General features: G+C 59.2%; 23 protein-coding genes. 14 read left to right on the plus strand and 9 right to left on the minus strand.

Translation table 11 applies throughout. The features are described 5' to 3' along the window. Nucleotides 1-8 precede the first annotated feature (8 nt). Entirely contained in the window at nt 9-1,040 is a 1,032-nt protein-coding gene (locus tag PHQ58_RS00570) for a hypothetical protein (RefSeq protein WP_300105694.1), read from the plus strand. Between the two features lie 7 nt (nt 1,041-1,047). Here the strand turns inward: PHQ58_RS00570 and PHQ58_RS00575 are convergent, their stop codons facing one another. Beyond that, nucleotides 1,048-3,072, minus strand: a complete 2,025-nt coding sequence (locus PHQ58_RS00575) for a methyl-accepting chemotaxis protein (RefSeq protein WP_300105696.1) — start codon at nt 3,070-3,072, stop codon at nt 1,048-1,050. Here PHQ58_RS00575 and PHQ58_RS00580 point away from each other — a divergent pair. Next, entirely contained in the window at nt 3,062-3,469 is a 408-nt protein-coding gene (locus tag PHQ58_RS00580; RefSeq protein ID WP_300105707.1) for a hypothetical protein, read from the plus strand. The genes PHQ58_RS00575 and PHQ58_RS00580 overlap by 11 nt on opposite strands. On the opposite strand, the gene PHQ58_RS00585 is transcribed toward PHQ58_RS00580, so the two are convergent. Next, nucleotides 3,456-5,138, minus strand: a complete 1,683-nt coding sequence (locus PHQ58_RS00585; RefSeq protein ID WP_300105709.1) for a thiamine pyrophosphate-binding protein — start codon at nt 5,136-5,138, stop codon at nt 3,456-3,458. The genes PHQ58_RS00580 and PHQ58_RS00585 overlap by 14 nt on opposite strands. 293 nt (nt 5,139-5,431) lie before the next feature. On the opposite strand from PHQ58_RS00585, the gene PHQ58_RS00590 reads away from it, so the two are divergent. Further along, the gene (locus tag PHQ58_RS00590) at nt 5,432-5,767 is read left to right on the plus strand and encodes a LysR family transcriptional regulator (protein WP_300105711.1); all 336 of its coding nucleotides are present in this window, start codon (nt 5,432-5,434) and stop codon (nt 5,765-5,767) included. After that, nucleotides 5,698-6,273, plus strand: a complete 576-nt coding sequence (locus PHQ58_RS00595; protein ID WP_300105713.1) for a LysR substrate-binding domain-containing protein — start codon at nt 5,698-5,700, stop codon at nt 6,271-6,273. The genes PHQ58_RS00590 and PHQ58_RS00595 overlap by 70 nt, the downstream gene beginning before the upstream one ends. Here PHQ58_RS00595 and PHQ58_RS00600 read toward each other — a convergent pair. Genes PHQ58_RS00600 through PHQ58_RS00610 form a run of 3 tightly spaced genes read right to left on the minus strand, consistent with a single transcriptional unit; the run spans nt 6,219 to nt 9,009 of the window. Then, the gene (locus PHQ58_RS00600; protein ID WP_300105715.1) at nt 6,219-6,611 is read right to left on the minus strand and encodes a universal stress protein; all 393 of its coding nucleotides are present in this window, start codon (nt 6,609-6,611) and stop codon (nt 6,219-6,221) included. The two genes, PHQ58_RS00595 and PHQ58_RS00600, sit on opposite strands and share 55 nt — an antisense overlap. 58 nt (nt 6,612-6,669) lie before the next feature. Beyond that, complete coding sequence (locus tag PHQ58_RS00605) at nt 6,670-7,794, minus strand: FAD-binding oxidoreductase (protein ID WP_300105717.1); 1,125 nt, start codon at nt 7,792-7,794, stop codon at nt 6,670-6,672. A gap of 39 nt (nt 7,795-7,833) precedes the next feature. Continuing rightward, a complete protein-coding gene (locus tag PHQ58_RS00610; protein WP_300105719.1) occupies nt 7,834-9,009 on the minus strand; it encodes an FAD-binding oxidoreductase in 1,176 nt (391 codons plus the stop codon). An 87-nt stretch (nt 9,010-9,096) separates the two neighbouring features. Between PHQ58_RS00610 and PHQ58_RS00615 the strand changes: the two genes are divergently transcribed. The 8 genes from PHQ58_RS00615 (at nt 9,097) to PHQ58_RS00650 (ending at nt 17,375) form a co-directional block, all read left to right on the plus strand. Beyond that, nucleotides 9,097-10,611 carry an aldehyde dehydrogenase family protein gene (locus PHQ58_RS00615; protein ID WP_300105721.1) on the plus strand — a complete coding sequence of 505 codons (1,515 nt, stop codon included), beginning with the start codon at nt 9,097-9,099 and terminating at the stop codon, nt 10,609-10,611. A 76-nt stretch (nt 10,612-10,687) separates the two neighbouring features. Beyond that, nucleotides 10,688-11,821, plus strand: a complete 1,134-nt coding sequence (locus tag PHQ58_RS00620) for a branched-chain amino acid ABC transporter substrate-binding protein (protein ID WP_300105723.1) — start codon at nt 10,688-10,690, stop codon at nt 11,819-11,821. A gap of 119 nt (nt 11,822-11,940) precedes the next feature. Then, nucleotides 11,941-12,867 carry a branched-chain amino acid ABC transporter permease LivH gene (locus PHQ58_RS00625; RefSeq protein ID WP_300105725.1) on the plus strand — a complete coding sequence of 309 codons (927 nt, stop codon included), beginning with the start codon at nt 11,941-11,943 and terminating at the stop codon, nt 12,865-12,867. Continuing rightward, complete coding sequence (gene livM, locus PHQ58_RS00630; protein WP_300105727.1) at nt 12,864-14,177, plus strand: high-affinity branched-chain amino acid ABC transporter permease LivM; 1,314 nt, start codon at nt 12,864-12,866, stop codon at nt 14,175-14,177. Before PHQ58_RS00625 ends, livM begins: the two co-directional genes overlap by 4 nt. After that, on the plus strand, nt 14,174-15,010 hold the full coding sequence (livG, locus tag PHQ58_RS00635) for a high-affinity branched-chain amino acid ABC transporter ATP-binding protein LivG (protein ID WP_300105729.1): 837 nt from the start codon (nt 14,174-14,176) through the stop codon (nt 15,008-15,010). The genes livM and livG overlap by 4 nt, the downstream gene beginning before the upstream one ends. Before the next feature lie 5 nt (nt 15,011-15,015). Continuing rightward, the gene (locus PHQ58_RS00640) at nt 15,016-15,720 is read left to right on the plus strand and encodes an ABC transporter ATP-binding protein (protein ID WP_300106062.1); all 705 of its coding nucleotides are present in this window, start codon (nt 15,016-15,018) and stop codon (nt 15,718-15,720) included. 28 nt (nt 15,721-15,748) lie between these two features. Then, entirely contained in the window at nt 15,749-16,354 is a 606-nt protein-coding gene (locus PHQ58_RS00645; RefSeq protein WP_300105731.1) for an XRE family transcriptional regulator, read from the plus strand. A 40-nt stretch (nt 16,355-16,394) separates the two neighbouring features. After that, nucleotides 16,395-17,375 (plus strand): ornithine cyclodeaminase family protein, encoded by a 981-nt coding sequence (locus PHQ58_RS00650; RefSeq protein ID WP_300105733.1) that lies wholly within the window; start codon nt 16,395-16,397, stop codon nt 17,373-17,375. 83 nt (nt 17,376-17,458) lie between these two features. Here PHQ58_RS00650 and PHQ58_RS00655 read toward each other — a convergent pair whose 3' ends face one another. From PHQ58_RS00655 to guaD, 4 genes are all read right to left on the minus strand, one after another. After that, entirely contained in the window at nt 17,459-18,706 is a 1,248-nt protein-coding gene (locus PHQ58_RS00655) for an HlyD family efflux transporter periplasmic adaptor subunit (RefSeq protein WP_300105735.1), read from the minus strand. Further along, nucleotides 18,703-21,072 (minus strand): ABC transporter permease, encoded by a 2,370-nt coding sequence (locus PHQ58_RS00660; protein WP_300105737.1) that lies wholly within the window; start codon nt 21,070-21,072, stop codon nt 18,703-18,705. Before PHQ58_RS00660 ends, PHQ58_RS00655 begins: the two co-directional genes overlap by 4 nt. 30 nt (nt 21,073-21,102) lie before the next feature. After that, nucleotides 21,103-21,840: an ABC transporter ATP-binding protein gene (locus PHQ58_RS00665; RefSeq protein WP_300105739.1), complete on the minus strand. Its 738-nt coding sequence runs from the start codon at nt 21,838-21,840 to the stop codon at nt 21,103-21,105. A 204-nt stretch (nt 21,841-22,044) separates the two neighbouring features. Further along, on the minus strand, nt 22,045-23,367 hold the full coding sequence (gene guaD, locus PHQ58_RS00670) for a guanine deaminase (RefSeq protein ID WP_300105741.1): 1,323 nt from the start codon (nt 23,365-23,367) through the stop codon (nt 22,045-22,047). Nucleotides 23,368-23,514: 147 nt separating this feature from the next. Between guaD and PHQ58_RS00675 the strand changes: the two genes are divergently transcribed. Next, nucleotides 23,515-24,069 carry a queuosine precursor transporter gene (locus tag PHQ58_RS00675; protein WP_300105743.1) on the plus strand — a complete coding sequence of 185 codons (555 nt, stop codon included), beginning with the start codon at nt 23,515-23,517 and terminating at the stop codon, nt 24,067-24,069. Between the two features lie 138 nt (nt 24,070-24,207). After that, the gene (mrtJ, locus tag PHQ58_RS00680; RefSeq protein WP_300105745.1) at nt 24,208-24,726 is read left to right on the plus strand and encodes a JDVT-CTERM system glutamic-type intramembrane protease; all 519 of its coding nucleotides are present in this window, start codon (nt 24,208-24,210) and stop codon (nt 24,724-24,726) included. Nucleotides 24,727-24,759 lie beyond the last annotated feature (33 nt).

Below are 24,759 nucleotides of genomic sequence, written 5' to 3' on the forward strand. Positions count from 1 at the left end.
CAAACAAAATGACCAAAGCAACCACCTTTTCTTTACCATTGCTCCTTTCCCTGGCCCTGGCGGCATGCGGCGGCGGCGGTGGGGGCGACAGCGCAGTAGTCGCGCCAGGCACGGTGTTGCCCCCAACCACCGTGACCATTCCTACGGCCACCTACGCGGCGGGCTCTGCAGAGCTTGGCGGCTACACGGTGTTGCAGCAAGCCCGTGTGCTGTGCGGCTTTGGTGCGCTACGGCAAAACACGCGGCTTGATGCGGCTGCGCTAAACCACGCGCGTTACCTCACCAGCATTTCCAGCGCCAGCGGCACGTCGGTGTTGTCGCACTATGAGGACATCCCGACTGACCCCTACTACACCGGGTATTTCCCATGGGATCGCACCACGGCCACAGGCTACGGTGACCAGGTGGCTGAAATTCTGGAAGCCACAGTATGGGACTACGACACCGGCAACCCGCCGGTGTTTCCCGCCTTGGCGCAGCGCGGCGCAGACTCCATGCGCAGCCTGCTTAACACCGTTTACCACCTGACTGGTGCGATGTACGCAGGCGCAGACGTGGGCTTCGGGGCAGATGTGCAAACCATCGCCACCGGCACCACCAGCCGGCGCGAAGAATACCGCTTTGGCTCCCTCAATGGCTACCAAACCACCACCATCAATCTGGGCAGCGGCAACGTCGCTACCTACCCGTGCCAGGGCAGCACCGACATTCCTTCCGCGTTTGTGCCCGCCAATGAAAGCCCCAACCCGTTTCCTGCCATGACCAGCACCAGCCAAACGGTTGGCCCACCGATTTACCTGAAAGTGGATGCCGGGCAAGTGCTTCGGGTGACCTCCAGCAGCGTGAGCCAGAACGGCGTGAGTGTGCCGACGACGGTGCTTACGGCGGCCAACGACCCGAATCGGGACCTTGGCGCCAACGAGGTGTTTGTCATCCCCACCATCGCCCTGAGCAGCAACACCAACTACCAGGTCAGCTTGTCGGGCACCATCAGTGGCGCGCCTTTTAGCCGCAGCTTCAGCATGAGCACCGGGCAGTGACTTGCGGCTATTCGTTGCGTGACAGCAAACGCACCTGGGCGCGCGTCGAGGCCATGAACCCTGGCAACGTCTGACCTGCGCCGTCACTGACCGTAAAGACGGCCATGGTGCTCACCAACTCATCGGCCTGACTTTGCAAGCTGCTGGCAGCTGCCGCCATTTGCTCCACCAGAGCCGCATTTTGCTGAGTCACCTGATCCATCTGAGTCACGGCGTCACCGACCTGCGCCACACCCAGAGCCTGCTCGCTGCTGGCCGCGCTGATCTCGCCCATGAGGTCAGTCACACGTTTGATGGCGCTCACCAACGCCACCATGGTGCTGCCGGCTTGATCCACCAGCGCCGACCCCTGATTGACCTGTTCCTCGCTGGCGCCAATGAGTCGTTTGATCTCTTTGGCGGCCTCGGCCGAACGCCCAGCCAGGCTTCGGACTTCACTGGCAACCACCGCAAAACCCCGGCCCTGCTCCCCGGCACGAGCGGCTTCCACAGCGGCATTGAGGGCCAGAATATTGGTCTGAAAGGCGATGCCGTCAATGACACCAATGATGTCGGATATCTTGCGTGACGAATCGTTGATGCCCTTCATGGTGTTGATCACCCGGCCCATGACCTCGCCACCCTGAACCGCAACCGAAGAGGCATTCATGGCCAATTGATTGGCTTGGCGTGCGCTGTCTGCATTTTGTTTCACGGTGGCGCTGAGTTCTTCCATGGAGGCTGCCGTTTGCTCTAGGGCGCTGGCCTGGCTTTCGGTGCGGGCCGAGAGGTCGTGGTTGCCTTGTGCAATTTCTGCACTGGCGGTGGCCACGCCATGCGAGCCCTGGCGCACGGCCATAACCATGCGTGCGAGGTTTTCCTGCATGTGCTTGAGTTGCGCCATCACACTGCTGGTGTCGTTGTTGGCCACTTGAATGGGGTCATCAAGGTGGCCTGCAGCTACCCGCACGGCAATGGCAGCGGCGGCGGCGGGCTCCCCCCCCAGCGGGCGCAGCACCAGTCGGGTGATCAGAAAATTCAACCCCAAGACCACCACGATGACACTCAAAAGCCCCAGTGCGGCGGCGACATAACGCAGGTTTGTCACCCCAGCCAGGGCTTTGTCGTCCGGCACCGTGGCAACAAACGACCAAGGGGCCTTCACGGCACCGACATGCACCGGCACATAAATACTGGTCACCGGGGTTTGCAGCTGATCGCTGAAATAGTGCGCCTCGTACTTTTGACCAGCCTTGATCGCGCCTTTGGCAGCCACCGCCAACTCGGAGGCACCGATGTCCTTACCGACATTTTTTTCATCAGCATCACCCACATATAGGCCTCCATGGGAGATCAAAGAGGCAAAGCCGGTCTCGTATGGGCGAATCTTGCTGACCACGTTCTGAAAACCATCCAACGGCAAGTCGATACCCACAACGCCCAAAAATTTCCCATTGACCGTGATCGGTACCACCACCGATGTCATCAGCACCTCCTTGCCACCGACTTTGTAAGCGTAAGGCTCAATCAATGTTTCCTCACCTGACTGTTTAGCCAGCAGGTAATAGTCGCCCGCGCCTGGCTTTTCATAGTCCACCAGGGCTTCGACATCAATACTGCCGGCACCCCGGTTCCAGTACGGAATAAACCGACCAGTGGCATCGTGGGCTGGTTTGCCGACGAATTCGGCATCCTTGCCGTCGAACGCATTGGGCTCCCAACAGGTCCAGACCCCGAGAAAATTGGGGTCACCTTCCAGCACACTTTTCAGCAGGGCATCCGTAGCGGCGCGGCTGGTGAGCTCAACTGACTTGATACCTCGCAACGTATTGGCCATGGTGCGCGCAGCGTCCAGTGCCACCTCAAGGCGTCCCGAAGCCTGACCGGCATGGGTCAAAGCAAGTTGTTCTGTGTATTGAAGGATGACTTCTTTTTGCAGCGTGGTGGCCTGCTGGGTCAGCAACCCGATGGTCAACGCAAATGCGACAAGAACAACGGTTGCTGTCAGCGTCAGAACCTTCATTCGAAGCGTAGTGGGTGGCTTGGCTTGCATCTTTCGACTTTCAAAGGTAAAAAATATTGATCGCAAAATTCGCGCCGGGCGGATGGCACGTTTCAACGAACACACGCGACAGGTAGCACTATATCGGTGCATTTCCACAAACGCATGGGTTAACCGGTCATGCACCGGCAGCCGGGGTTCTGCAGCATGGTATTTTTTTGCTAACCAACCCGAAGGGCAGCGTGATGGCACTGCGACTGAACTGATGCAGTTGGTGGCCTTGCGCATTGAGCGACATCCGGTCAAGGATTGGGATGAACATCTGGCCGCTGCCTATTGCGCCAGTGACAAAGTGATCACGCCTCTTTTGGGCAACGGGTATCGTTTGGTCACACGTGCCAAGACCCATGCGTTGGCGGCATGGGTTTCTGCAATCACTTGTTCATAATGAACGCCAGAGCCGCGTCGCGAATGCCATCCAACGTGCTGGTCGGGGTGATGGCTTGCGCGTCCAGCAGGCAATGCAGGATGGCTGGTTTGCCGCTGGCCCGGGCGCGTGCCAGCGCCGGGGCAAACTCTGCGGTGGTGGTGACGCGTTCCCCATGCCCGCCAAACACCTGGGCGTAACCACAGAAGTCGGGGTTTTTAAGCTGGGTGGCGCTGACACGTCCCGGGTAATGGCGCTCCTGATGCATGCGGATGGTGCCAAACATGGCGTTGTCCAGCAGCACCACAATGATCGGCAGACCGTATTGCACGGCAGTGGCAAATTCCTGGCCGTGCATCATGAAGTCGCCGTCGCCAGCAAACACCACCACCTCACGTTGCGGCCACAGGCGCTTGGCCCCCACACCAGCGGGCAGGCCGTAACCCATGGAGCCGCTGGTGGGGGCCAACTGGCTGGCGTAAGTGGTGAACGGCCAGAAGCGGTGCACCCAGGTGGCAAAGTTACCGGCACCGTTGCAAAAAATGGTGTCTGCAGGCAACACCTCACGCAGGTGTTGCATCACCTCGCCCATTTGCAGCGGGCCGGGAATGCGGATCGGGGCCGGGTCGCTCCAGCGCAGGTAGTCTTCGCGCGCCGCGAGGGTCTCGGCCGTCCAGGCTACCGGGGCCGTGGGGTGCAACGTGGACACGGCTTGGGCGAAGGCTTGCGGTGTGGCGTGAATCGACTGGGCGGCGCGGTACAGCTTGCCCAACTCATCTGCATCGGCATGCACATGCACCAACGCTTGCTGCGGCGTGGGAATACCCAGCAGTTCGTACCCCTGCGACGGCACCTCGGACAGGCGCCCGCCGACCAGCAACACCAGGTCAGACTGGCGGATGCGCGCCAGCAAACGCGGGTTGGCACCCAGCCCCAGGTCACCCGCATAAGACGTGTGCTTGGCGCTGAACAACATCTGCCGACGAAACGAGCAATACACCGGCAGTGAAAAGGCTTCGGCAAAAGCCGTGAACTGCTGCACCGCCGCCTCTGACCAGCGGCTGCCCCCCAGGATGACGACCGGGCGCTGCGCTTTGGCCAAACGGTCTTGCAGCTCAGCCAGTTGTGCGGCACCGGGATGGGTTTCGGTCACCGCATACGGCAGGGCATCGGCCACACTTGCCGCCTCGGTCAGCATGTCTTCCGACAGGGCAATCACCACCGGGCCGGGTCGCCCTGAGGTGGCCACATGGAAGGCCCGCGACACCAATTCGGGCAGGCGTTTGGCGTCGTCAACCTGCACCACCCACTTGGCCATGGTGCCAAATACCGCGCTGTAGTCCAGTTCCTGAAAGGCCTCCCGGCCCAGCGCGCCGCGCGCCACCTGGCCGACAAACAGCAGCAGCGGAGTTGAATCCTGATGCGCAATGTGCACACCCGCTGTGGCGTTGGTGGCGCCGGGGCCACGCGTCACAAAGCAGATGCCGGGTCGCCCGGTGAGCTTGCCTTGGGCTTCGGCCATCATGGCTGCGCCGCCTTCTTGGCGGCACACGGAGACCGCAATCGACGCTTCGTGCAGCGCATCCAGCACGGCCAGAAAGCTCTCGCCTGGGACGCAAAACAACTGCTCTACGCCGTGAACAATGAGTTGGTCAACCAGGATCTGGCCGCCGGTACGAGAAAGTGTCATGGGTAGGTTTCCAGAAAATGAAGAGAAGAAGTGACGTTCAGCGCAGTGCCGTACAGACGGCGTGGATAGAGCTTGTCGAGTTAACAGGCGTGATCGCATGGATGGAAAAGAGGCAAATATCCCCGATTCCGGCGCTTTTGTATAGTGACTTTTTGGAAAGACTTCATGCAAATATAGACAGAACTTAATTAACAAAAAAAGCCATCATCCGCCTCTAGCCCACATATTCATTGCGCTATAGCCCTGAAATAGCGCGATGACGTACTGCTAGTTCATTCTAAAAGTGCATGATCATGTTTCGGAAAAGTTTTTTGCCGCCAGTCGCCGACCTGCTGGCTTTTGAGTCGGCCTCGCGCCACGCTAGCATCTCGCTTGCGGCGGAAGAGTTGCACCTGACGCAAAGCGCGGTCTCGCGCCAGAACCGCCAGCTGGAGGGGCAACTCGGCATGGCCTTGTTTCACCGCGTGCGCCAGCGCGTGGTGCTGACCGATGCCGGCCGGGTTTACGCCGCCGACGTTCGCGCGGTGCTGCAACAACTCTCGGAGCGACACAAAAAGCCATGGCATGGTCAAACGGTGGCGGGCTGCTCAACCTGGCGGTGCTGCCCACCTTGTGCACACGCTGGTTGATTCCCCGCCTGGTGGTTTTTTCGGCGCGTTATCCGGATGTGACCGTGAATATCGCCTCCCGCCACGAACCCTTCGACTTCGCCCAGGTGCCGCTGGATGCAGCCATCCATTTCGGCACACCCCATTGGGCCGGTGCGGTATGTGAATACCTGATGCATGAACAAGTGGTGCCGCTTTGCAGCCCCGGCTACCAGCAGCAGCACGGCATCCGGCAGATTCAGGACTTGTCATCGGTGGTGGTGTTGCAACAAACCACCCGCCCTACCCAGTGGGCGGATTGGTTTGAACAGGTCGGTATTTGGTCTATCCCGAGTCGCGCGCGCAGGCCCCTCTGGTGCGGGCGTTTCGCCACTAGCTTCTGGCGCAATGCGGTTGAAGTGCGGTGCTGGAGGCCCGTGGCCACACAGAATACAACACGACCCCGACTTGCCGCCAAATGGCACTGGACGCGTCACTGGGCCTTGACAGCCAGAATAGGGCAAGAAACCGTTAGAAGAAGCTCCTGAGCGACGCTGCCCATGATGAGCTTGCCAATGGACGTGCGTTTTCGCAACCCGATGACGAGCAAGGAAGCCTGCACGGATTCCACCAGTTCCTGAATTTCTTCCACCGCATTTTTGCCCCTAACAAACTGCTTGAAATCCACGTCAAGTCCGGTTTGTTCAAGCAAAGACTGCACACGTTCGAAATCCGGTACATCCACATAGGCGGAGTCCCCCGTATTTCCGTTAGGGCTGGCATTCACCACAATCAGGCGTTCATTGCGACGTTTGGCAATTTCGATACCTTTGTCCAGGGCCGCTTGGCCTTCGGGACGTGGTACGTAGGCGACAACCAGGGTCATGATGTTCTCCGTCTTTCTCTGTTTGCAATAGTTGCTTGTGTCTCAGGGGCAGCCACGCTCAGCACCGGGCTGCGCCCAGATTTTGCGGCGTCAAGCCGTTGGCCTTGATGTGCGCGGGCAACGGCAGCCCGCGCACCAGTGACGCACAGGCTTCACCCATGGCGGGCGAAGACATGATGCCGGAGCCGCCTTGTGCCGCCACCCAGAAAAAACCGGGCTTCTGGGTGTCGAAACCACCCACGTGCCCGCCGTCGGCCACAAACGAACGCAAACCGGCCCAGGTGCGGGTTGGCCTGCGGATGGTCAGCGTGGTCATTTCCTCGATCTGGTAAATACCGAGGGCGATGTCCAGCTCTTCGGGCTGAATGTCCTGCGGCGTGACCGGATCGGCATTGGAAGGTGAGCCCAACAACATACCCGCGTCGGGCTTGAAGTACCAGTCATCGGCAATACCAAAGGCCATGGGCCAGTGGGCGGAGGAAAAACCCTCGGGTGGGGCGAAGATGAAGGCCGAGCGACGGCGCGACTCCAACCCGATGGGCGATACACCAGCCAGTTCAGCGATGGTATCTGCCCAGGCCCCGGCGGCATTGATGACGATAGGTGCTTCATAACGGACATCACCTGCCAACACCTCCCACAACGAGCCGACCCGCTTGACCCCGGTGACTTCTGCGTTGCAGACCACGGTGCCTCCTGCCCGACGTAGGCCGCGCAGGTAAGCCTGAAGCAGCGCATCGACATCGATGTCCACAGCATCGGGATCGTAGATGCCACCTATCACTTTCTCGGGTCGCAGCACCGGCACCAGCGCGCAGGTGTCAGCACTGCTCAGCAATGTCACATTGGGTGAGAGGGCGCGCAGGGTGTCCCAATGCTCAGCCAGCAGGGCCTCCTGACCTTGGCTCGCCACCATGACGGCCCCACGCGGGGAAACCAAGGGGCGCTCACTGAACCCTGCAGGCGGGGCCTGAAAGAAACTGCGACTGGACTTGCTGAGCGCACAGACCTGGGGTGTACCGTAACTTTCCATGAACAGCGCCGCCGAACGTCCTGTGGCGTGGTAGCCCGGCTGCGACTCGCGCTCCAGCAACACCACGCGGCCATGGGGTGCCAGCCAGTACCCCACCGATGCGGCAGCGATGCCACCCCCAATTATCAAAAAATCAGCTTGTTCGTTCATCTCTGTACTTCCTCATGCTGTGTAGGTGTGGTTGGTTTCTCAAACGACGTTGATTTCCAGCATGGGCCGGTTTTCAAGAACACGTTGCCAACCGAAATCGGACAAGTTCAGCGTGCGGTATTCGCCATAGGTCACCAGTTCCGACAAGGCTCGGCCCACGGCGGGTGCTTGCTGCATGCCGTGACCGCTGAAGCCATTGGCAAACAGCAGGTTGTCCACCTCCGGGTGCGCGCCCAGAATGACATTGTGGTCAAACATATTCATGTCGTAGTGGCCAGCCCAAGAATTTTTCACTTTGATCGCCTCAAAACCCGGTACCCGGTTGGCCAACAAGGGCCAGAGCACGTCGTCAAACAAACCGTGCTGCACATCAAAATCAAAACATTCCGGGTCCTGGTCGGCGGGCGGGGAAATGCCACAGATATAGCCGTTGCCCTCGGGCCGGAAGTAAGCACCGCTGTGGTCAATCACCATGGGACAGTTCGGCGTCTGTGCTGACGAGGTGAAATGAAAGACACAGCGTTTGTGCGCTTCCACCGGCAGGGTGATGCCAGCAGTTTTGGCCAGTTGAGGACCACCCGTACCGGATGCATTGATGAGTGTGGAGCAGCTCACCGTGGACCCATCGGTCAGGCGCACCGATTGAATGTGGCGACCGGTGCGCACCATGCTTGCCACCTCAGCTTGGCGGTACTGCACGCCCAAGGAAATGGCTTTGCGCCGAAACGCCTGCATCAGGCTGTAGGCATCGAGCCAACCTTCGCCGGACTGGCCAAACGAGCCGGCATACAGATCATCGGTGTTCATCCAGGGGTAACGCGCCTGCAATTGGGCAGGGGCCAGCAAAACCACGTCTGCGTTCAAACTGCGCTGCACCTGGTGGTTGGATTCGAGGATGTCTTTCCCGGCCTCTGTGGCGAGGAACAGATAGCCTTTTTCATGGAAACCGATGTCGGGGCTTTCACCACCAACCGACAGGTAGTCGCAGATCTGCTTGATGAACTGCGTCCCAAACTGGGACATCTGGATATTGCCGACGGTTGAGTACTGGTGCCGTATTGACGCCGCGGAGAGCGTGGTCGCACATTTTTCATAACTGAAGTCCTTTTCCAGCACCAGCACCGAGCCTTTGAAGTCAGGTTGGGCCGCCAGGAAGTACGCAGCAGAGCTACCGACGGCAGCACCGCCGACGATGATCACATCGAAATTTTCCATAGAAATAAAAAGTTCAAATTAGTTGATTTATTTCATTATCTATCAATATAATTCCTTTACGAAACCTTTTTATTAAAAGAAAATTTTATGCCCAAAGTGAATGAACTCCTTTCTCCGCTCATGCAACGTATGGGGGTTGCCTCGTCTACTTATACAGGCGGGACACTCGTCGTTTGTTCTCCAATTGACGGCAGCGAACTGGGTCGCGTCCACATCCATGAACAAGAAGAGGTGACGAAAACCATCGACGCCGCTCAGCAGGCATTCATGACTTGGCGCCATATACCCGCACCGCGACGCGGCGAGCTTATCCGCCTGCTGGGCGAAGAGTTGCGCCTGGCCAAGAGCGACTTGGGGCAGTTGATCTCGCTGGAAGCGGGCAAAGTTCTCTCCGAAGGACTGGGCGAAGTACAGGAAATGATTGATGTCTGCGACTTTGCCGTGGGCTTGTCACGTCAGCTTTATGGCTTGACCATCGCATCCGAGCGGCCTGGACACCGCATGATGGAAACCTGGCATCCGCTGGGGGTGGTGGGTGTGATCAGTGCGTTCAATTTCCCCACGGCGGTCTGGTCCTGGAACTTTGCGCTGGCCATTGTGTGTGGCAACTCGGTGGTGTGGAAACCCTCAGAGAAGACCCCGCTGACGGCACTGGCTAGTCAAGCCCTGTTTGAGCGTGCAGCCAAACGGTTTGGCGACGCGCCAGCGGCCTTGTCACAGTTGCTGGTAGGTGCCCGGGAAGTGGGAGAGGCCTTGGTCAACCATCCCAAGGTGGCCCTGATTTCTGCCACGGGAAGCACCCGCATGGGACGGGAAGTCGGACCGAATGTCGCGCGGCGTTTTGCCCGCAGCCTGCTGGAATTGGGGGGCAACAACGCCGTCATCATCACGCCAAGTGCCGATCTGGATTTGGCGGTGCGTGGCATTCTTTTTGCCGCCGTGGGCACCGCCGGACAACGCTGTACGAGCACGCGGCGTCTTATCGTGCATTCAAGCATCAAAACAAGCCTGCTCGAACGCCTGAAAAAAGGCTATCAGGCCTTGCCAATTGGCAACCCATTGACCGCCGGAACACTGGTTGGCCCCCTGATTGACCGGGCATCTTTTCAATCCATGCAACAGGCGCTGGCCAACGCCCGTGCAGAAGGTGGCGAGGTGTTTGGTGGGGAACGGGTGCTGCAGGAGCAGTTTCCCCATGCATACTTTGTAAAACCAGCTTTGGTCGACATGCCCGCACAAACCGACACCGTGCGCCATGAAACCTTTGCGCCCATTTTGTATGTGCTTGGCTACGACCACTTTGACGATGCCCTGGCGATTCAAAACGATGTGCCGCAAGGCCTGTCATCCGCCATTTTCAGTAACGACTTGCGCGAGGCCGAGACCTTCCTGAGTGTGGCCGGGTCGGACTGCGGCATTGCCAATGTAAATCTTGGGACCTCCGGCGCGGAAATCGGCGGGGCTTTTGGTGGAGAGAAGGAAACCGGCGGCGGGCGCGAGTCTGGGTCAGACTCTTGGCGTGCCTACATGCGCCGAGCCACCAATACGATCAATTATTCAAAAGAACTCCCGCTGGCGCAGGGTGTTCGATTTGATGTGTAGTGCCCACAGCGGGCTGGGTTGTTGTCTGCCTAATCGCTCACCGGCAATGAGCATTTTTGATACTGGAGTTGAACGAATGAAACTTTCTCTGAAGAAAAAATGGATCAATGCATCGGTAGCAGCAGCTTGCCTGCTGGCCGCAACAGGTGCCATGGCGCAAGCGGTGTACAAAATTGGCGTGGCTGGCCCAATGACCGGTGGTATAGCGGCCTATGGGGAAGAAATGCGCAAGGGTGCACAACTCGCAGCAGAAGACATCAACGCCGCGGGCGGCATCAATGGCAAAAAGGTGGAGATCGTCATTGGTGACGATGCCTGTGAACCCAAACAAGCGGTGACGGTTGCCTCGCGTTTGATCGAACGCGACAAAGTCAACGTGGTGGTCGGACACTTTTGCTCGTCCAGCACCATCCCTGCCTCTGAAGCTTATGCAGAGGCCGACATGCTCATGATCACACCGGCATCAACCAATCCCAAAATCACAGAACGAAACATGCCAAACGTCCTGCGGACCTGTGGGCGCGATGACCAGCAAGGCTTGGTGGCGGGTAACTACATCGTTGACGTCCTAAAAGCCAAAACCATCGTGCTGATTCACGACAAGGACACCTATGGGCAAGGTGTCGCCAACGCGACCCAGTCGCAATTGAACAAACGGGGCATCAAGGAAGTCATGTACGAGGGCTTGACTCGGGGTGAAAAAGACTACAACGCTCTGGTGACCAAAATCAAATCAGCCAAAGCCGATTTGATTTATTTTGCCGGTTTGTCCTCAGAAGCAGGAACTTTGCTGCGGCAGGTGCGTGAACAAGGCATCAACACCCAGTTCATGGTGACCGATGGTGCGGTTGAAGACACCTTTGCTGTGGCAGCCGGTGGCAAAGCTGTCTTGAAGGGCGTGCTGGTGACGTTTGGTGAAGACCCACGCCTGATTCCTGATGGCAAGGCTGTGGTTGAAAAATTCCGCAAAAGTGGCTTCGAACCCGCTGGCTTCACTTTGTACACCTATGCAGGTGTGCAAGTAGCCGCTGCAGCATTGAAGAGCGGCAATTCCACCTCGGGCGCAGCCATGGCCAAATGGATCAAGGCCAATCCGGTTCAGACCATTCTGGGCAAAAAATCATGGGACAGCAAAGGTGACCTGACCTCGGCAGCCTATGTGGTGAGCGTCTACAAAGACGACGGCACTTACGTTCGCGTCTCCAAATAGACCTAAGCCATCATTCATCACGCCGCTCACGCCCCGTCTTGGCAATGCCGAGACAGGGGTGACGGGGTTGACGAAATGGTCTGTCAGTCCTCCGTCTCGTCACAGAACAGGAATCCACAATGGATGGACATATCTTCGGCCAGCAAGTAGTCAATGGGCTGGTGCTGGGCATGATTTATGGCTTGATCGCCGTGGGCTACAGCATGGTGTATGGGGTCATTGGCATGATCAACTTTGCCCATGGCGACGTGTATATGGTCTCGGCCTACGTCACGGGCATCACACTGAGCGTGCTGGCCTACTTTGGGGTCGAGGCGATTGCCCCAACTCTGTTGATTGCACTGGTTTTCGTGATGGCGGTCACCGGCGTCTATGGCTGGGTGATCGAACGGGTTGCCTACCGACCCTTACGGGGGGCACCCAAATTAACGCCTCTGATTTCGGCTATTGGCGTTTCTCTCTTTTTACAAGCCTATGTTCAGCTTGCCCAAGGCCCCAATCCACAGGGCATCAAGCCCTACCTGGCCGGCGCTTTTCGTATTTGGCTAGGGACTGGTGAGGATCAGTTTTTTCAAATCACCTACATCCAGATAGTGATCGTCTTGGTGGCGATGGCCAGCATGGCGGGGCTGGCCTACATGATCAAATACACAAGCTTGGGTCGATCCTGTCGCGCCACGCAACAAGATCCCAAGATGGCGACCTTGCTGGGCATTGACACCCATCAAGTCATCTCCATCGTGTTTGTGATTGGCGCCGTATCGGCGAGCATCGCTGGTTTTTTGGTGACGCTCAACTACGGTTCCTTTGATTTTTACATCGGCTTTGTAGTGGGCGTCAAGGCATTTACCGCCGCCGTTCTGGGCGGCATTGGCTCGCTGCCAGGTGCTCTGCTTGGTGGTGTTTTGCTGGGTCTGCTGGAGTCACTCTTTTCCGGCTACGTCAGCACGGATTACAAAGATGTGTTCTCATTTTCGGTACTCATCATTGTGCTGATTTTCAAACCCAGTGGCCTGCTGGGCCGTCCGGCGGTGGAGAAAGTATGAGTTCGCTTCCAAAAAATGCGCCCGGTGCCACAGCAAAAACACCCGCCGCGTGGCGCGATCTGCCACGTGACGCCTTGTTCACTTTTGTGTTGGCCTGGATAGTGTTTGGTCCCATCACGGGGCTGCGACTTGCCGGGCTTGACTTCATTCCCAACTGGCAGCGGCCAATGTGGTTGGCCACCGTCGTCACACTGGGACGCGTGCTGTTTCTGGCCACACTAAACACGGGCTGGGCCAAAAAACAGATGGACCGTTCTGCCATCAAAAAGGCCCAGGCGGCAACGGTGCAGACAGCCAATGAATGGCGGAAGTGGGCGCGGATCAGCGCCGTGGCCGGGCTGGTCGCATTTGCCCTGCCCTTTGTTTTTGTTGACAACAGCTACGTGATGAAGTCCTTGTTGCTGGCCATGATCTACGTGTTGCTGGGACTGGGCCTGAACATTGTGGTCGGTCTGGCGGGGCTGCTTGATCTGGGTTTTGTCGCGTTTTACGCCGTAGGTGCCTACTTTCTCGCCTTGGGCTCCCAACACTGGGGCCTGGGATTTTGGGGTGCCCTGGCCTTGTCGCCTTTGCTCGCCGCCGCCTTGGGAGGACTGCTGGGCTTTACCGTGCTCAGAACCCACGGCGACTACCTGGCCATTGTGACTTTGGGGTTTGGTGAAATCATCCGCCTTGTGCTGACCAACTGGCTGGAAGTGACGGGTGGCCCGAATGGTCTGCCGGTGCCAGCCCCGACATTGTTCGGTCTGGAATTCACCCGTCTCGCCAAATTCGGAGGCACACCGTTCCACGAATTCATGGGCTGGGCTTACAACCCCAACATGAAATTCCTGTTTCTCTATGTTGTTTTGTTCCTGGTGGTCGTGCTGATGATCAGCTGGATCTACCGGCTGCGCATCATGCCCATGGGGCGGGCCTGGGAGGCATTGCGCGAAGATGAAATTGCCTGCCGTTCACTGGGCATCAACCCGGTGGTGGTCAAACTTTCGGCCTTCATGATGGGGGCCATGACAGGCGGTTTGGCGGGGGTCTTTTTCGCCAGCTACCAGGGCTTTGTCAACCCGACTTCTTTCACTTTTTTTGAGTCAGCGCTGATTCTGGCGATTGTGGTGCTGGGTGGGCTGGGCTCGATCGTCGGTGTCATTGTGGCCGCCTTTGTGCTGACCTTGCTGCCGGAAATGCTGCGTGAGTTTGCAGATTTCCGGATTCTGGCGTTTGGCATATTGATGGTACTCATGATGATTTGGCGACCCCGCGGCTTGATTCGCACGCGCCGCCCGACATTCACACTGCCTGAAACAAAATCATGACCTCCGGCAACAACCTGCTCACGGTGCGTAGTTTAGGCATGCGCTTTGGCGGCATTCAAGCCTTGACTGATGTGAACTTCAACATTCCGGTTGGCTCCATTTCGGCATTGATTGGCCCCAACGGGGCTGGCAAGACAACCGTATTCAACTGCATTACCGGTTTTTACCGGCCCAGTGTCGGCAACATCGAATTGACGGTTGACGGTCAGTCGATAGACCTGGGCAACCTGCTGGCGTCCAGATTGTTTGGCGGTTCACATCGCATCGCCCGACAGGGCATTGCCCGCACGTTCCAGAACATCCGCCTGTTTCGTGAAATGACGGTGCTGGAAAACCTGCTGGTGGCGCAGCACCACCATTTGAACCACAATTTGCTGGCTGGCTTTTTTCGCACCCGCAGTTACCGTTCGTCAGAGCAAACCGCGATCGACCACGCCATGTGGTGGCTCCATGTGGTTGGCCTGCGCGACTGCGCCAACCGCCTGTCAGGCACATTGCCCTACGGCCACCAGCGGCGGCTCGAAATTGCGCGCTCAATGTGTACACACCCCAAGCTGATTTGCCTGGATGAACCTGCCGCAGGACTGAACCCCCGCGAAACCGAAGACTTGGCAACGCTCATTCAGCAACTGCGACAAGATCACGGCGTCACCGTGCTGCTCATTGAACATGACATGGGGCTGGTCATGGGCATCAGTGGCCACATTGTTGTGCTGGACCATGGAAAAGTCATTGCGATGGGTACTCCGCAAATGGTCGCCAGTTCACCCGCCGTGATCCATGCCTACCTGGGAGTTGACGAGAAGACTGACGAAAAGGCGACAACTCAATGACTCCCATGCTTCAAGTCAAAAACGTCGATGCCTTTTACGGGCCAATCCAGGCCCTGCGCAATGTGTCGCTGGAAGTCAACGAGGGCGAAATTGTGTCCTTGATCGGGGCCAACGGGGCCGGTAAATCAACGCTGCTCATGAGCATTTTTGGCCAACCCCAGGTACGCCAGGGCAGCATTCACTTTGCTGGCGAGGACATCACGCAGGTGGCTTCACACCATATTGCGAAGCGGGGTTTGGCACAAGTGCCAGAGGGTCGCCACATTTTCCCGGCCATGACCGTCGAGGAAAACCTGATCATGGGCACCGTGCCAGTGGGGCTTGAACATGTAGATGCCGACCGTGACGCAATGTTCACGCTGTTTCCCAGGCTGAAAGAGCGTTGCAATCAACGGGCTGGCACCATGTCCGGCGGCGAACAACAGATGTTGGCGATTGCACGCGCACTCATGGGACGCCCCCGCATGATCTTGCTTGATGAGCCCTCGCTCGGTTTGGCACCCAAGGTTATCGCAACCGTGTTTGATGCACTCAAACACATTGCAGCGAGTGGCAAGACCATTTTTCTGGTGGAACAAAATGCCAACCAGGCGCTTGCTTTGGCAGATCGCGCCTATGTGCTGGTGAATGGTTCGGTGCGAATGGAAGGCTCTGGGGCAGAATTGATGGCAAACCCTGAAGTTCGACAAGCCTACCTTGGCGGACATTGAGCCCCACCCCTACATTCGGAACATTGAAATGAGCGAACCATCTGGCCCCATCAACAGCGAGGCAATGCTTGGCCAACGCGTGCGTACGCAGCGTAATAAACTGGACTGGACTCTGGAGCAGGCCAGTCAGGCCACAGGTTTGGCACGCTCCACCCTGTCAAAAATAGAAAATGGTTTGATGTCGCCGACATACGACGCACTGATCAAATTGGCCACCGGCCTGAAAATCGACATCAGTGAGTTGTTTGAACCGACAGAAAAAATTTCAGGCAGCGGACGACGCAGCATCTCGCGCAAGGGCTGTGGTCAGAGCCATCACACACCTTATTACGATCACGTCCTGCTGTGCAATGACATGTCGAACAAAGACATGATCCCGTTTAAAACCCGAATTTTGGCACGTTCCTTTGATGATTTTGAAGATTGGAGCCGTCATACTGGGGAGGAATTCGTCTACGTATTGACTGGTGAGATTGAGCTTTTTACAGAATATTACGAACCCGTGCGGCTGGGCACGGGCGACTCCTGGTACATAGACAGCCGCATGGGGCACCGGGTCATCAGCGTCAGCCCGGAGAATGCGGAAGTGTTGTGGGTCAGCACGACCAATCCACGTGCGACAAAAAGTGTCTGACGCTGCCAGCGCAGTTTTTCTCCAACCTGACCGATTCACCATGCAATTTTTCTCCAAAGACGATGTGACCCGCCTAACTCCCTACGAACCACTGATCCAGGCACTTGCCATGGGCCTGCTGGAACCCATCGAGTCTCCGTCACGCATTTTTTTAAATCCCAACCATGATGCCAGTGCGGTCCTGATCATGCCCGCGTGGAAACCGCATGGCATCATGGGCACCAAAATTGTCTCCATCTGGCCCGGGAACAACGCCAAAGGTAAGCCCGCAGTTTCAGCGGTGTACGTGGTCACGTCATGTGATGACGGCCAAACATTGGCCGTCATTGATGGCACAGAACTGACTCTGCGGCGCACAGCCGCCACAGCTGCACTGGGCGCTAAATTACTGGCTCGACCGGACAGTAAAAAACTGGCGATTTTGGGCACCGGAGCCCTTTCAATGGCCATGGTCATGGCGCACCGCAGCGTGTTTGATTTGTCCGAGATCACCATTTGGGGGCGCTCGTTTGATAATGCCAAAACCGTGGTCGAAAAACTTGCCCTCATTGGGATTTCGGCCAGCGCCACGAGTGACCTGCAAAGTGCCTTGGCCAACGCGGACATTGTGGTGGCCGCGACGACGGCAACCCAGCCGTTCATTCAAAGTGACTGGGTCAAACCCGGGACACACCTGAGCTTGATAGGCGCATTCACCCCCCAGATGGCAGAGGCCGAACCGCAACTTCTATCGAAAGTCCGGCTCTTTGTCGACTCACGGGAAGCCGTCATGCAAAAAGGGGGGGAGGTCCTGCAAGCCTTGCGGGCCGGACTGATCATGGACACTGACGTGCTGGGAGAGCTGGCAGAGTTGCTAGCACCCTCGCCCAAAGTTGTCGGGCGAATGTCGGAGCAGGACATCACTGTCTTCAAATCAGTGGGGTTTGCGTCGCTCGACTTGATAGCAGCAGAGTATGTGTTGCGGGACACCCTTCACTCGCCAGCACCTGCACGCACTGCAATAAAAATTGCAAACTACTGAAAAGATTCCAGATATACAGGCCAAATTTACTCAAAATGCAGGCTCGCAGGCTCACCCATTGCCCCATTGGTTGATCGACCTACCTACCCGCCCCGCACTTTCACCGCCTGCCCATCCGTCACCATGCTGCCCGGGTACAGCACCACCGCTTCCCCCTCGCGCAACCCGTCTTTGAGCCAAGCCACATCCGCGTTGCGATCTTGCAGCTGCACCGGCCGGGCGCGCGCATGGCCGTCGACGACGACGAACACGCGCCACTGCTGGCCATCGCGCACCAAGGCTGCGGTGGGCACCAGCAAGGCACGCGGGTGGGACGACACGGTGATGCGCGCATCCACCCGATAGCCGTCGCCCAGTTGGGCGATGCTGGGCTGTGCCGCCGCGGCCTGCGTCCCGTCTGCTACTGGCTCCAGGGCCACGATCACGTTCACGCGCTGCTCTTCAATGCCCAGCGCCGACACCTTGGTAAACGCCACGGGCTCCACGCGTGTGACTTTTCCCGCCATGGCTGGCACACCGCCGCCCGGTGACAGCCGCACCGGCGCGCCGGGTTCAATCTGCGTGACCTCGCCTGACAACACGTCGATCACCGCCTCCATGGCCCCAGTGTTGCCAATGTCAAGCAACGGCTGGCCAGCGGTCACCGTCACGGCACTGTCTTGGTGCAGCTTGAGCACTTGGCCGTCCACCGGGCTTTTGATGTCCCAGCGGCCGCTGGATTGACCTGCGGCTGTGGGTTCGGCACGGGCCAGCGCGGCACGGGCTTCGGCCACGGCATAGTCGGCCACGCCCCGCTCGGCCTGTGCGGCATTCAAAGCCTGCTGGGCAGCTTGACGGGCCAGCGTGGCTTGGTCGCGGGCGGCTGGGGAAATGAAGTTTTCTTGCGCTAGCTTGGTGGCGCGACCAGCTTCGAGCGTGGCCTGGGCCAGCGCCGTCTGGGCGCGTTGCACCTGCGCTGCTGCGGCGCTTCGGGCGGCATCGGCACTGCCCACACGCTGCTGCAGCACGCTGCGGGTGCGGGCATCAATCATCTGCGGGGCCACCGGCTCCAAGGTGACAAGTACATCGCCAGCCTTCACCGCATCACCCACCTTGAGGCTTGGGCGCAGCAAAGCGGCCTGGGTGGGCGCGGTGATGATGTAGCGGGTTTTGATGCGCAGGCGACCGTCCTCTTCAATGGCTTGCTCGAAGGTGCCGGTGGCCACCGTGGCCACCTCCACCAGCAGCGGGCGTGGCCGGTAAATAGCGTAAACCAAGGCAGCAGCAGCGGCCAGCAGCAGCGCGCCAATGAGCCAGCGCCGGGTTTTTTGGGTAGAGGTTTTCTCGTTCATTCGCGTACTTTCAAAACAGAAACCAGGTCCAGCCGGTCGATCTGGCGGCGCACCAGCAGCGCGCTTGCAATGCCTGCGGCCAGCACAATCAGCGCGGCCGACGCGTAGGTGGACGGCTCGATCACCACAGAAAAATCAATCGCATCGGACGACATCAGCTGCATCATCAACGTGGCCAGCGCGTAGCCCAGCAATGCGCCAATCGGCAGCGCCAGCAACAGTTCGGCACCCAGTTCGGCCAGCAGCAGCACCGAGACCTCGGCGCGCGTCATGCCCAATACGCGCAGGCTGGCTAGCTCCCAGGCGCGCTCGGACAGCGAGATGCGTGCGGCGTTGTAGATGATGCCCACCGCCATGGCCACCGCAAACAGCGTGAGGATGCCGCTGAACACGCCCATGTTGCGCGAGGTGGTCTTGTTGAAGTTGGCCATGGCACCGGCTTTGTCAAACACGGCGTTGATCACCGGGGCGGTTTTCACTGCGGCCCAGAAGGCGCTTATGGCCTGTGGATCCACCTGCAGCACCGCGTTGGCCACGCCAGAGCCGTCGCGTGCTAGGGCATTCATGGCGTCCAGGTTCATGTAAAGCAGTTTGCCAAACATGGTGTGCACGATGTCGACCACCTCGACCTCAGTCTGCACCTGACTCCACAGGCGGAATTCAAGCGCCACATGGTCACCCACGCGGGCATCCAGCGCGCGCGCCAGCAGGGCCGACAGCACCACGCCGTGTGCCGGCATGGCCACCGCGCCACGCTGCTCGTCCACCACGCGCATCAGTCTGGCGTCAGGGCGGAAGCCACTCAAAGCCGTGTCCTCGCTGCGGCCATGCAGGCGCACCCGCACCGGCTCGCTGCGATAGGGCTCGGCGGCCATCACGCCAGGCAAACGGTTCAGGTCTTGCACCACACCCAGCGGCACCGAGCGTTGAAAGGTGACCAGCACATCGCCCTGCTGCACCTGGCGAAACTGCACGTCCACAATGTGCGCGATGGCATCCATCCAGAACGCGCCCGAGATTTGCAGGGCCACCGCCAGCGCAATGCCGGTCACGGTCAGGGCGGCGCGCAGCGGGCGGCGCTCGAAATTTCGGATCACCATCATGGTGCCGGTGCTCACAAGGCGGCCCAGGCCCAGTCGCTCGATCAATGTCGGCTTGAAGCTTGGTGGTGCCGGGGGCAACATGGCTTGTGCGGGCTTGAGCCGCACCACCGCGTGGATGGCGGTCCAGGTGCCCAGTGCGGCGGCGCTGGCGGCGATCAACAGCGAGGTGATGATCAGCCACGGATTGGTCACATAGGCCAGGCCATTGAAGCGAAACACCTCGTCATACAGGCCAAGCATGCCGCGCCCGATCAACTGGCTCAAGCCCAGACCCACCAGCACACCCAGCCCGGCAATGGCCAGCGCCAGCTGAATGTAGTGCCAGGCAATGGCGCCGTCGCTGTAACCCAGCGCCTTGAGTGCGGCAATCTGACTGCGCTGGGTTGCGACCTGGCGGCTCAGCACCACATTGAGGATGAACATGGCCACGGCCAAAAAGATCGACGGCAGCACGGTGCCCATCACCTTGAGTTGTGACAGCTCGTCTTCCACAATCTTGGCCGACAGCAGCTTGTCGCGCCCGGTCGCGCCAATCGCGCCATAGGGTTCCAGCAGATGGTCGACGCCGTCAATCACCGGCTGCACTGCAGTGCCCGCATCCAGCCGCAGCGCCACCTGGTTGAACGCGCCCTGCATGTCAAAGGCATCAGTCATCCGGGCGGCGGCTATCCACCAAATGCCAAACGACTGGTCATCGGGCGCGCCGCCTTGCGAGGCAAACACGTATTCGGGCGAGGCCACCGTGCCCACCAAAAAAACGCGTTCGCGTTTGCCGTTCAGGACGGCGTGCACGCTGTCGCCAGGGTTCAGGTTGCGGGCGGCGGCAAAACGGTCACTGACCAAGGCCTCCAGCACGCCATCGCTCTCGGGCCAGCGCCCGCGTTTGAGCGTCAGGGCGTTCATGCCCTGGCGGTTGGCGTGCAGGCGCGCCAGATCGACGCCAATGAAGCGGCCAGTCACTGGCGGCTCAACCCCGGGCAAATCAACCTGTGCGTCAAACACCACATCAAGCTTGACCTCGGCCACACCCGGCAAGGCCGCCAGCCGTTCGCGCAAGTGCACCGGCGCGCGTTTGACGCTTGCAAACACCTCTGCCAGACGGTTGTCGCGGTAAAACGCATCTCGCGAGCCCTTGAGCGATTCGTGCACCGAGAACATGCCGACAAACCCCGCGACACCAATCGCCACCACCAGTGCAATCGTGGCCACCTGAGCCCGCAAGCGGGTCAGGTCGCGCCAGAGCTTGATGTGGATGGCTTTCATGGCTGGCTCGTGGGTGGCTCGTGGCTTGTGCTACCAGTTCAGGCTGGAGGCCGCCACCTTGCGGGTATTGACGCGGGTTTCCACAATGCGGCCATCGGCCAAGCGCAGCACGCGGTCGGCCATCTCGGCAATCGGGGCGTTGTGCGTGATGACCACGGTGGTGGTCCCGAGCTCACGGTTCACATGTTCAATGGCTTGCAGCACCATCACGCCGGTGGCGCAGTCCAGCGCGCCAGTGGGCTCGTCGCACAACAACACGGCAGGGTTTTTGGCAATGGCGCGCGCGATGGCCACGCGCTGCTGCTCGCCGCCCGAAAGTTGCGCCACAAAGTGGTTCAGCCGCGCCCCCAAGCCGACCAGTTCCAGCGCGTCTTCGGGTTTCATCGGGTCGGCGGCCAAGTCCGTCACCAGCGCCACGTTTTCGCGTGCGGTCAAGCTGGGGATCAGGTTGTAGAACTGGAACACAAAACCCACATGCTCGCGCCGGTAACGGGTCAGCTCGGCATCGTCTGCACCAATGAGTTCATGCGTCTGGCCCGCATGGGTCCAGCAGGCCGAGCCGCTGGTCGCGGTATCCAGCCCGCCCAAAATGTTGAGCAAGGTTGATTTGCCGCTGCCGGAAGCGCCGAGCAACACGACAAACTCACCCTGCACAATGTCCAGATCGACCCCGCGCAGCGCATGGACCGCGGTATCACCTTCGCCGTAAACCTTGGTCAGGCTACGGGCCATGAAAACAGGTTCGGCATGGACAATTGGGGAGTTCATCGCAGCGCGATCAGCGTAGGGTGAAAGTTTGCACTCAGCGCGCCGATGAACGCTTGCGAACCATCAAAAGAGATGCAATTCATTCAGCTAAAGATACTGCCGAGAACTGTCACCCGTCTGTTCGGTGGCACACCCTTGGCAGGGAGAGCCAATATTGCTATATATTAAATAGCTGGTTACGCTTATAAATAAAGGTCTACATGCCTAAAAGGCTTGATAAATCACGGTTCGCTCCACCAACCGGTCATCGCCCAACACAATCATCGAAAACAGCAATTCGTCCAGGCTGCTGGCCAGCGCCGTTTTACGCGCCAGCAGCGGCGTGGCCTGCGGGTTCAGCACCACGAAGTCAGCCTCACAACCCGGTTGCAGGTTGCCCACCACACCTTCCAGCCCCAAAGCCCGCGCAGCACCGGCCGTGTGCTGCCACCACAGGTGTTGCGGCGACAGTGACAACCCCGCTTTGGTCTGCCCTTCGCGCCCGACGTAATAGGCCGCCAGCATGGTGTGAAACGGGCTGAAGCTGGTGCCGCCGCCCACGTCATTGGCCAGCCCGTACTGAAAGCCCACGCGGTCAGCCCCGGCGTAGTCGAAAAAACCACTGCCCAGAAACAAGTTGCTGGTCGGACAGACGGCAGCGGCAGCTCCGGCATCACGCATCAGCGCCCGGTCAGCGTCGTCAAAGTGGATGCAGTGCGCGTAAATGGCGCGCTGGCGCAGCAGGCCAAAGTCGGCATAGGTGGCCAGGTAACTGCTGGATGTCGGAAAAAGATCGCGCGCCCAGGCAATCTCCTCGTGGTTTTCTGCCACGTGGGACTGAATCCAGACATCCGGGTAACGCGCCGCCAACTCGCCCGCCCCACGCAACTGGGCGTCGCTGCTGGTGGGTGCAAAACGCGGCGTGATGGCGTAGCCCAGGCGGTCCACACCATGCCAGCGTGCAATCAGAGCTTGCGTGTCGAGCAGGCTTTGCTCGGTGGCATCTGTGCCGCCCCTGACCGAAGGCTGGTTGAGCAGGTCGACTGGGGCATGGCGGTCCATCAGACACAGGCCAGTGATCAGGCGCAGCTTGTGCTTTTGCGCCTCCGTAAACAAGGCGTTGACAGATGTGGGATGCGAGGTCGCAAACGTGAGCGCCGTCGTGACCCCGTTGCGCAGCAATTCAGCTATAAAAAAAGTAGCTGCTTGCGTACAGTATTCGGGGCTTGAGAAGCGTTTTTCTTCAGGAAACGTGTAATTTTCCAGCCACGGCAGCAAGCCTTCAGCCGGTGAGCCAATCACGTTGGTTTGTGGGTAGTGGCTGTGCAAGTCCACGAACCCGGGGGCGATGATGCGGCCCGGCCAGTGCGTTACCGGCACATCGGCAAAGCGGGGCTGCAGCGCGCGGTAAGGCCCCACAGCCAGCACCACCTGGGTACCCTGGGCGTTGGGTCCGACCACCAGCAGGCCGTCGTCCTCAAACACGGCCAATTGATGCGGGTCACCCTCAGGTGCAAAACGAAGAATGGCGGCGCGGTAAGCTTTCATAGGGTTTGGAGCTTACCCAATTTCCGCCGCATGCATGGATTGCCGCGCTTCGCTCGCCATGACGGCCAAAAATTAGCAATGACCAGGCACGCTGCAACGTGGCAGTCCATTGCTTCCAAATTGCATGGCTGCTGCGATAATGCCGCCATGAAAAATACCCTGCAAACTTCACTTTTGACACTTTGGCGCCCAATTTTGGCGATGTTGATCGTCATCACCGCGTCCAATTACCTGGTGCAATTTCCCATCAACGACTGGTTGACTTGGGGTGCGTTCACCTTCCCGGTGGCCTTTTTGGTCACAGATTTAACCAACCGCGCCGTTGGGGCAAGCGCTGCGCGCCGCGTCGCCTGGACCGGCTTTGCCATTGCCGTGCTGGTGTCGCTGGCCTTGGCGCCCTGGCGCATTGCCGTGGCTTCTGGCGTGGCGTTCATCGTGGGCCAGTTGCTGGACATCGTGGCCTTCAACAAGCTGCGCACCATGTCGTGGTGGAAAGCGCCACTGATTGGCTCGGTGGTGGCGTCTGTAGTCGACACCGGCATCTTCTTCTTTCTGGCCTTCTACGGCTCCGACATGAACTGGCTGATGCTGGCCACGGGTGACCTTGGCATCAAGTGGCTGATGGCCGCCGTGCTGCTGGCGCCCTACCGCCTGATGCTGCCGCGCCTGCAGCTTTGGGTGCCTGCGCAGCCACACGCTTAATCAACCTATTTTCCGAAGATACCCGGTTGTAGCAGGCCTTCGAAAAACTGCACTGTTTCACTTGAAGGGCGTCCAGACGGACGCCCTTTTTCTTGACCTTGCGCCAGCACCAAGCGCCGCTGTGCGACGATATGCCGCATGTCTCTTTTGCCCGATCCGTCCTCAACCCCAACGTTGGCCCAGGAATGCGGCCTGCAACGCCCCGGCCAGGGCTGGTGGGCGTGGCTGCGGGACCCTCATGGCATGTTGGCGCTGCTGGCCGCCGTGCCGATCTGGCTGGCCCTTGCCTTGTGGGTTGGTCCAGCCATGCGCCATCCCGCCGGGGTGTTGGCCTGGGTCTCATTCATAGTGATTCAACCCGTGCTTGAAGAACTTGTGTTTCGCGGCATCTTGCAGGGGCAGGCGCTGCGACTCAGCAGCCGGCAGGGCCAGGCGCTGCGGTTGGGCCCGGTCACGCTGGCCAATGTGCTGGTCACGGTGGGTTTTGTGGCCTTGCACTTGCGTGCCCAGCCGCTGGCCTGGGCGCTGGCTGTGGCCGGGCCGTCGCTGGTGCTGGGTCACCTGCGCGAGCGTATGGCAAGCGTCTGGCCGGCCATGCTGGTGCATGCTTACTACAACGCCGGCTTTGGACTGGCAGCGCTGCTGGTTCAGACCTGATAACAAAAACACCGCCTGGCAACAGGCGGTGTT

Origin of the sequence: Rhodoferax sp. (assembly GCF_028688795.1) — a bacterium.
GTDB lineage: Bacteria > Pseudomonadota > Gammaproteobacteria > Burkholderiales > Burkholderiaceae_C > Rhodoferax.

Coding starts and splice junctions, on each gene's coding strand:
- PHQ58_RS00570 (WP_300105694.1), top strand. CDS start 9: ATGACCAAAGCAACCACCTTTTCTTTACCATTGCTCCTTTCCCTGGCC.
- PHQ58_RS00575 (WP_300105696.1), bottom strand. CDS start 3,072: ATGCAAGCCAAGCCACCCACTACGCTTCGAATGAAGGTTCTGACGCTG.
- PHQ58_RS00585 (WP_300105709.1), bottom strand. CDS start 5,138: ATGACACTTTCTCGTACCGGCGGCCAGATCCTGGTTGACCAACTCATT.
- PHQ58_RS00590 (WP_300105711.1), top strand. CDS start 5,432: ATGTTTCGGAAAAGTTTTTTGCCGCCAGTCGCCGACCTGCTGGCTTTT.
- PHQ58_RS00595 (WP_300105713.1), top strand. CDS start 5,698: ATGGCATGGTCAAACGGTGGCGGGCTGCTCAACCTGGCGGTGCTGCCC.
- PHQ58_RS00600 (WP_300105715.1), bottom strand. CDS start 6,611: ATGACCCTGGTTGTCGCCTACGTACCACGTCCCGAAGGCCAAGCGGCC.
- PHQ58_RS00605 (WP_300105717.1), bottom strand. CDS start 7,794: ATGAACGAACAAGCTGATTTTTTGATAATTGGGGGTGGCATCGCTGCC.
- PHQ58_RS00610 (WP_300105719.1), bottom strand. CDS start 9,009: ATGGAAAATTTCGATGTGATCATCGTCGGCGGTGCTGCCGTCGGTAGC.
- PHQ58_RS00615 (WP_300105721.1), top strand. CDS start 9,097: ATGCCCAAAGTGAATGAACTCCTTTCTCCGCTCATGCAACGTATGGGG.
- PHQ58_RS00620 (WP_300105723.1), top strand. CDS start 10,688: ATGAAACTTTCTCTGAAGAAAAAATGGATCAATGCATCGGTAGCAGCA.
- PHQ58_RS00625 (WP_300105725.1), top strand. CDS start 11,941: ATGGATGGACATATCTTCGGCCAGCAAGTAGTCAATGGGCTGGTGCTG.
- livM (WP_300105727.1), top strand. CDS start 12,864: ATGAGTTCGCTTCCAAAAAATGCGCCCGGTGCCACAGCAAAAACACCC.
- livG (WP_300105729.1), top strand. CDS start 14,174: ATGACCTCCGGCAACAACCTGCTCACGGTGCGTAGTTTAGGCATGCGC.
- PHQ58_RS00640 (WP_300106062.1), top strand. CDS start 15,016: ATGCTTCAAGTCAAAAACGTCGATGCCTTTTACGGGCCAATCCAGGCC.
- PHQ58_RS00645 (WP_300105731.1), top strand. CDS start 15,749: ATGAGCGAACCATCTGGCCCCATCAACAGCGAGGCAATGCTTGGCCAA.
- PHQ58_RS00650 (WP_300105733.1), top strand. CDS start 16,395: ATGCAATTTTTCTCCAAAGACGATGTGACCCGCCTAACTCCCTACGAA.
- PHQ58_RS00655 (WP_300105735.1), bottom strand. CDS start 18,706: ATGAACGAGAAAACCTCTACCCAAAAAACCCGGCGCTGGCTCATTGGC.
- PHQ58_RS00660 (WP_300105737.1), bottom strand. CDS start 21,072: ATGAAAGCCATCCACATCAAGCTCTGGCGCGACCTGACCCGCTTGCGG.
- PHQ58_RS00665 (WP_300105739.1), bottom strand. CDS start 21,840: ATGAACTCCCCAATTGTCCATGCCGAACCTGTTTTCATGGCCCGTAGC.
- guaD (WP_300105741.1), bottom strand. CDS start 23,367: ATGAAAGCTTACCGCGCCGCCATTCTTCGTTTTGCACCTGAGGGTGAC.
- PHQ58_RS00675 (WP_300105743.1), top strand. CDS start 23,515: ATGAAAAATACCCTGCAAACTTCACTTTTGACACTTTGGCGCCCAATT.
- mrtJ (WP_300105745.1), top strand. CDS start 24,208: ATGTCTCTTTTGCCCGATCCGTCCTCAACCCCAACGTTGGCCCAGGAA.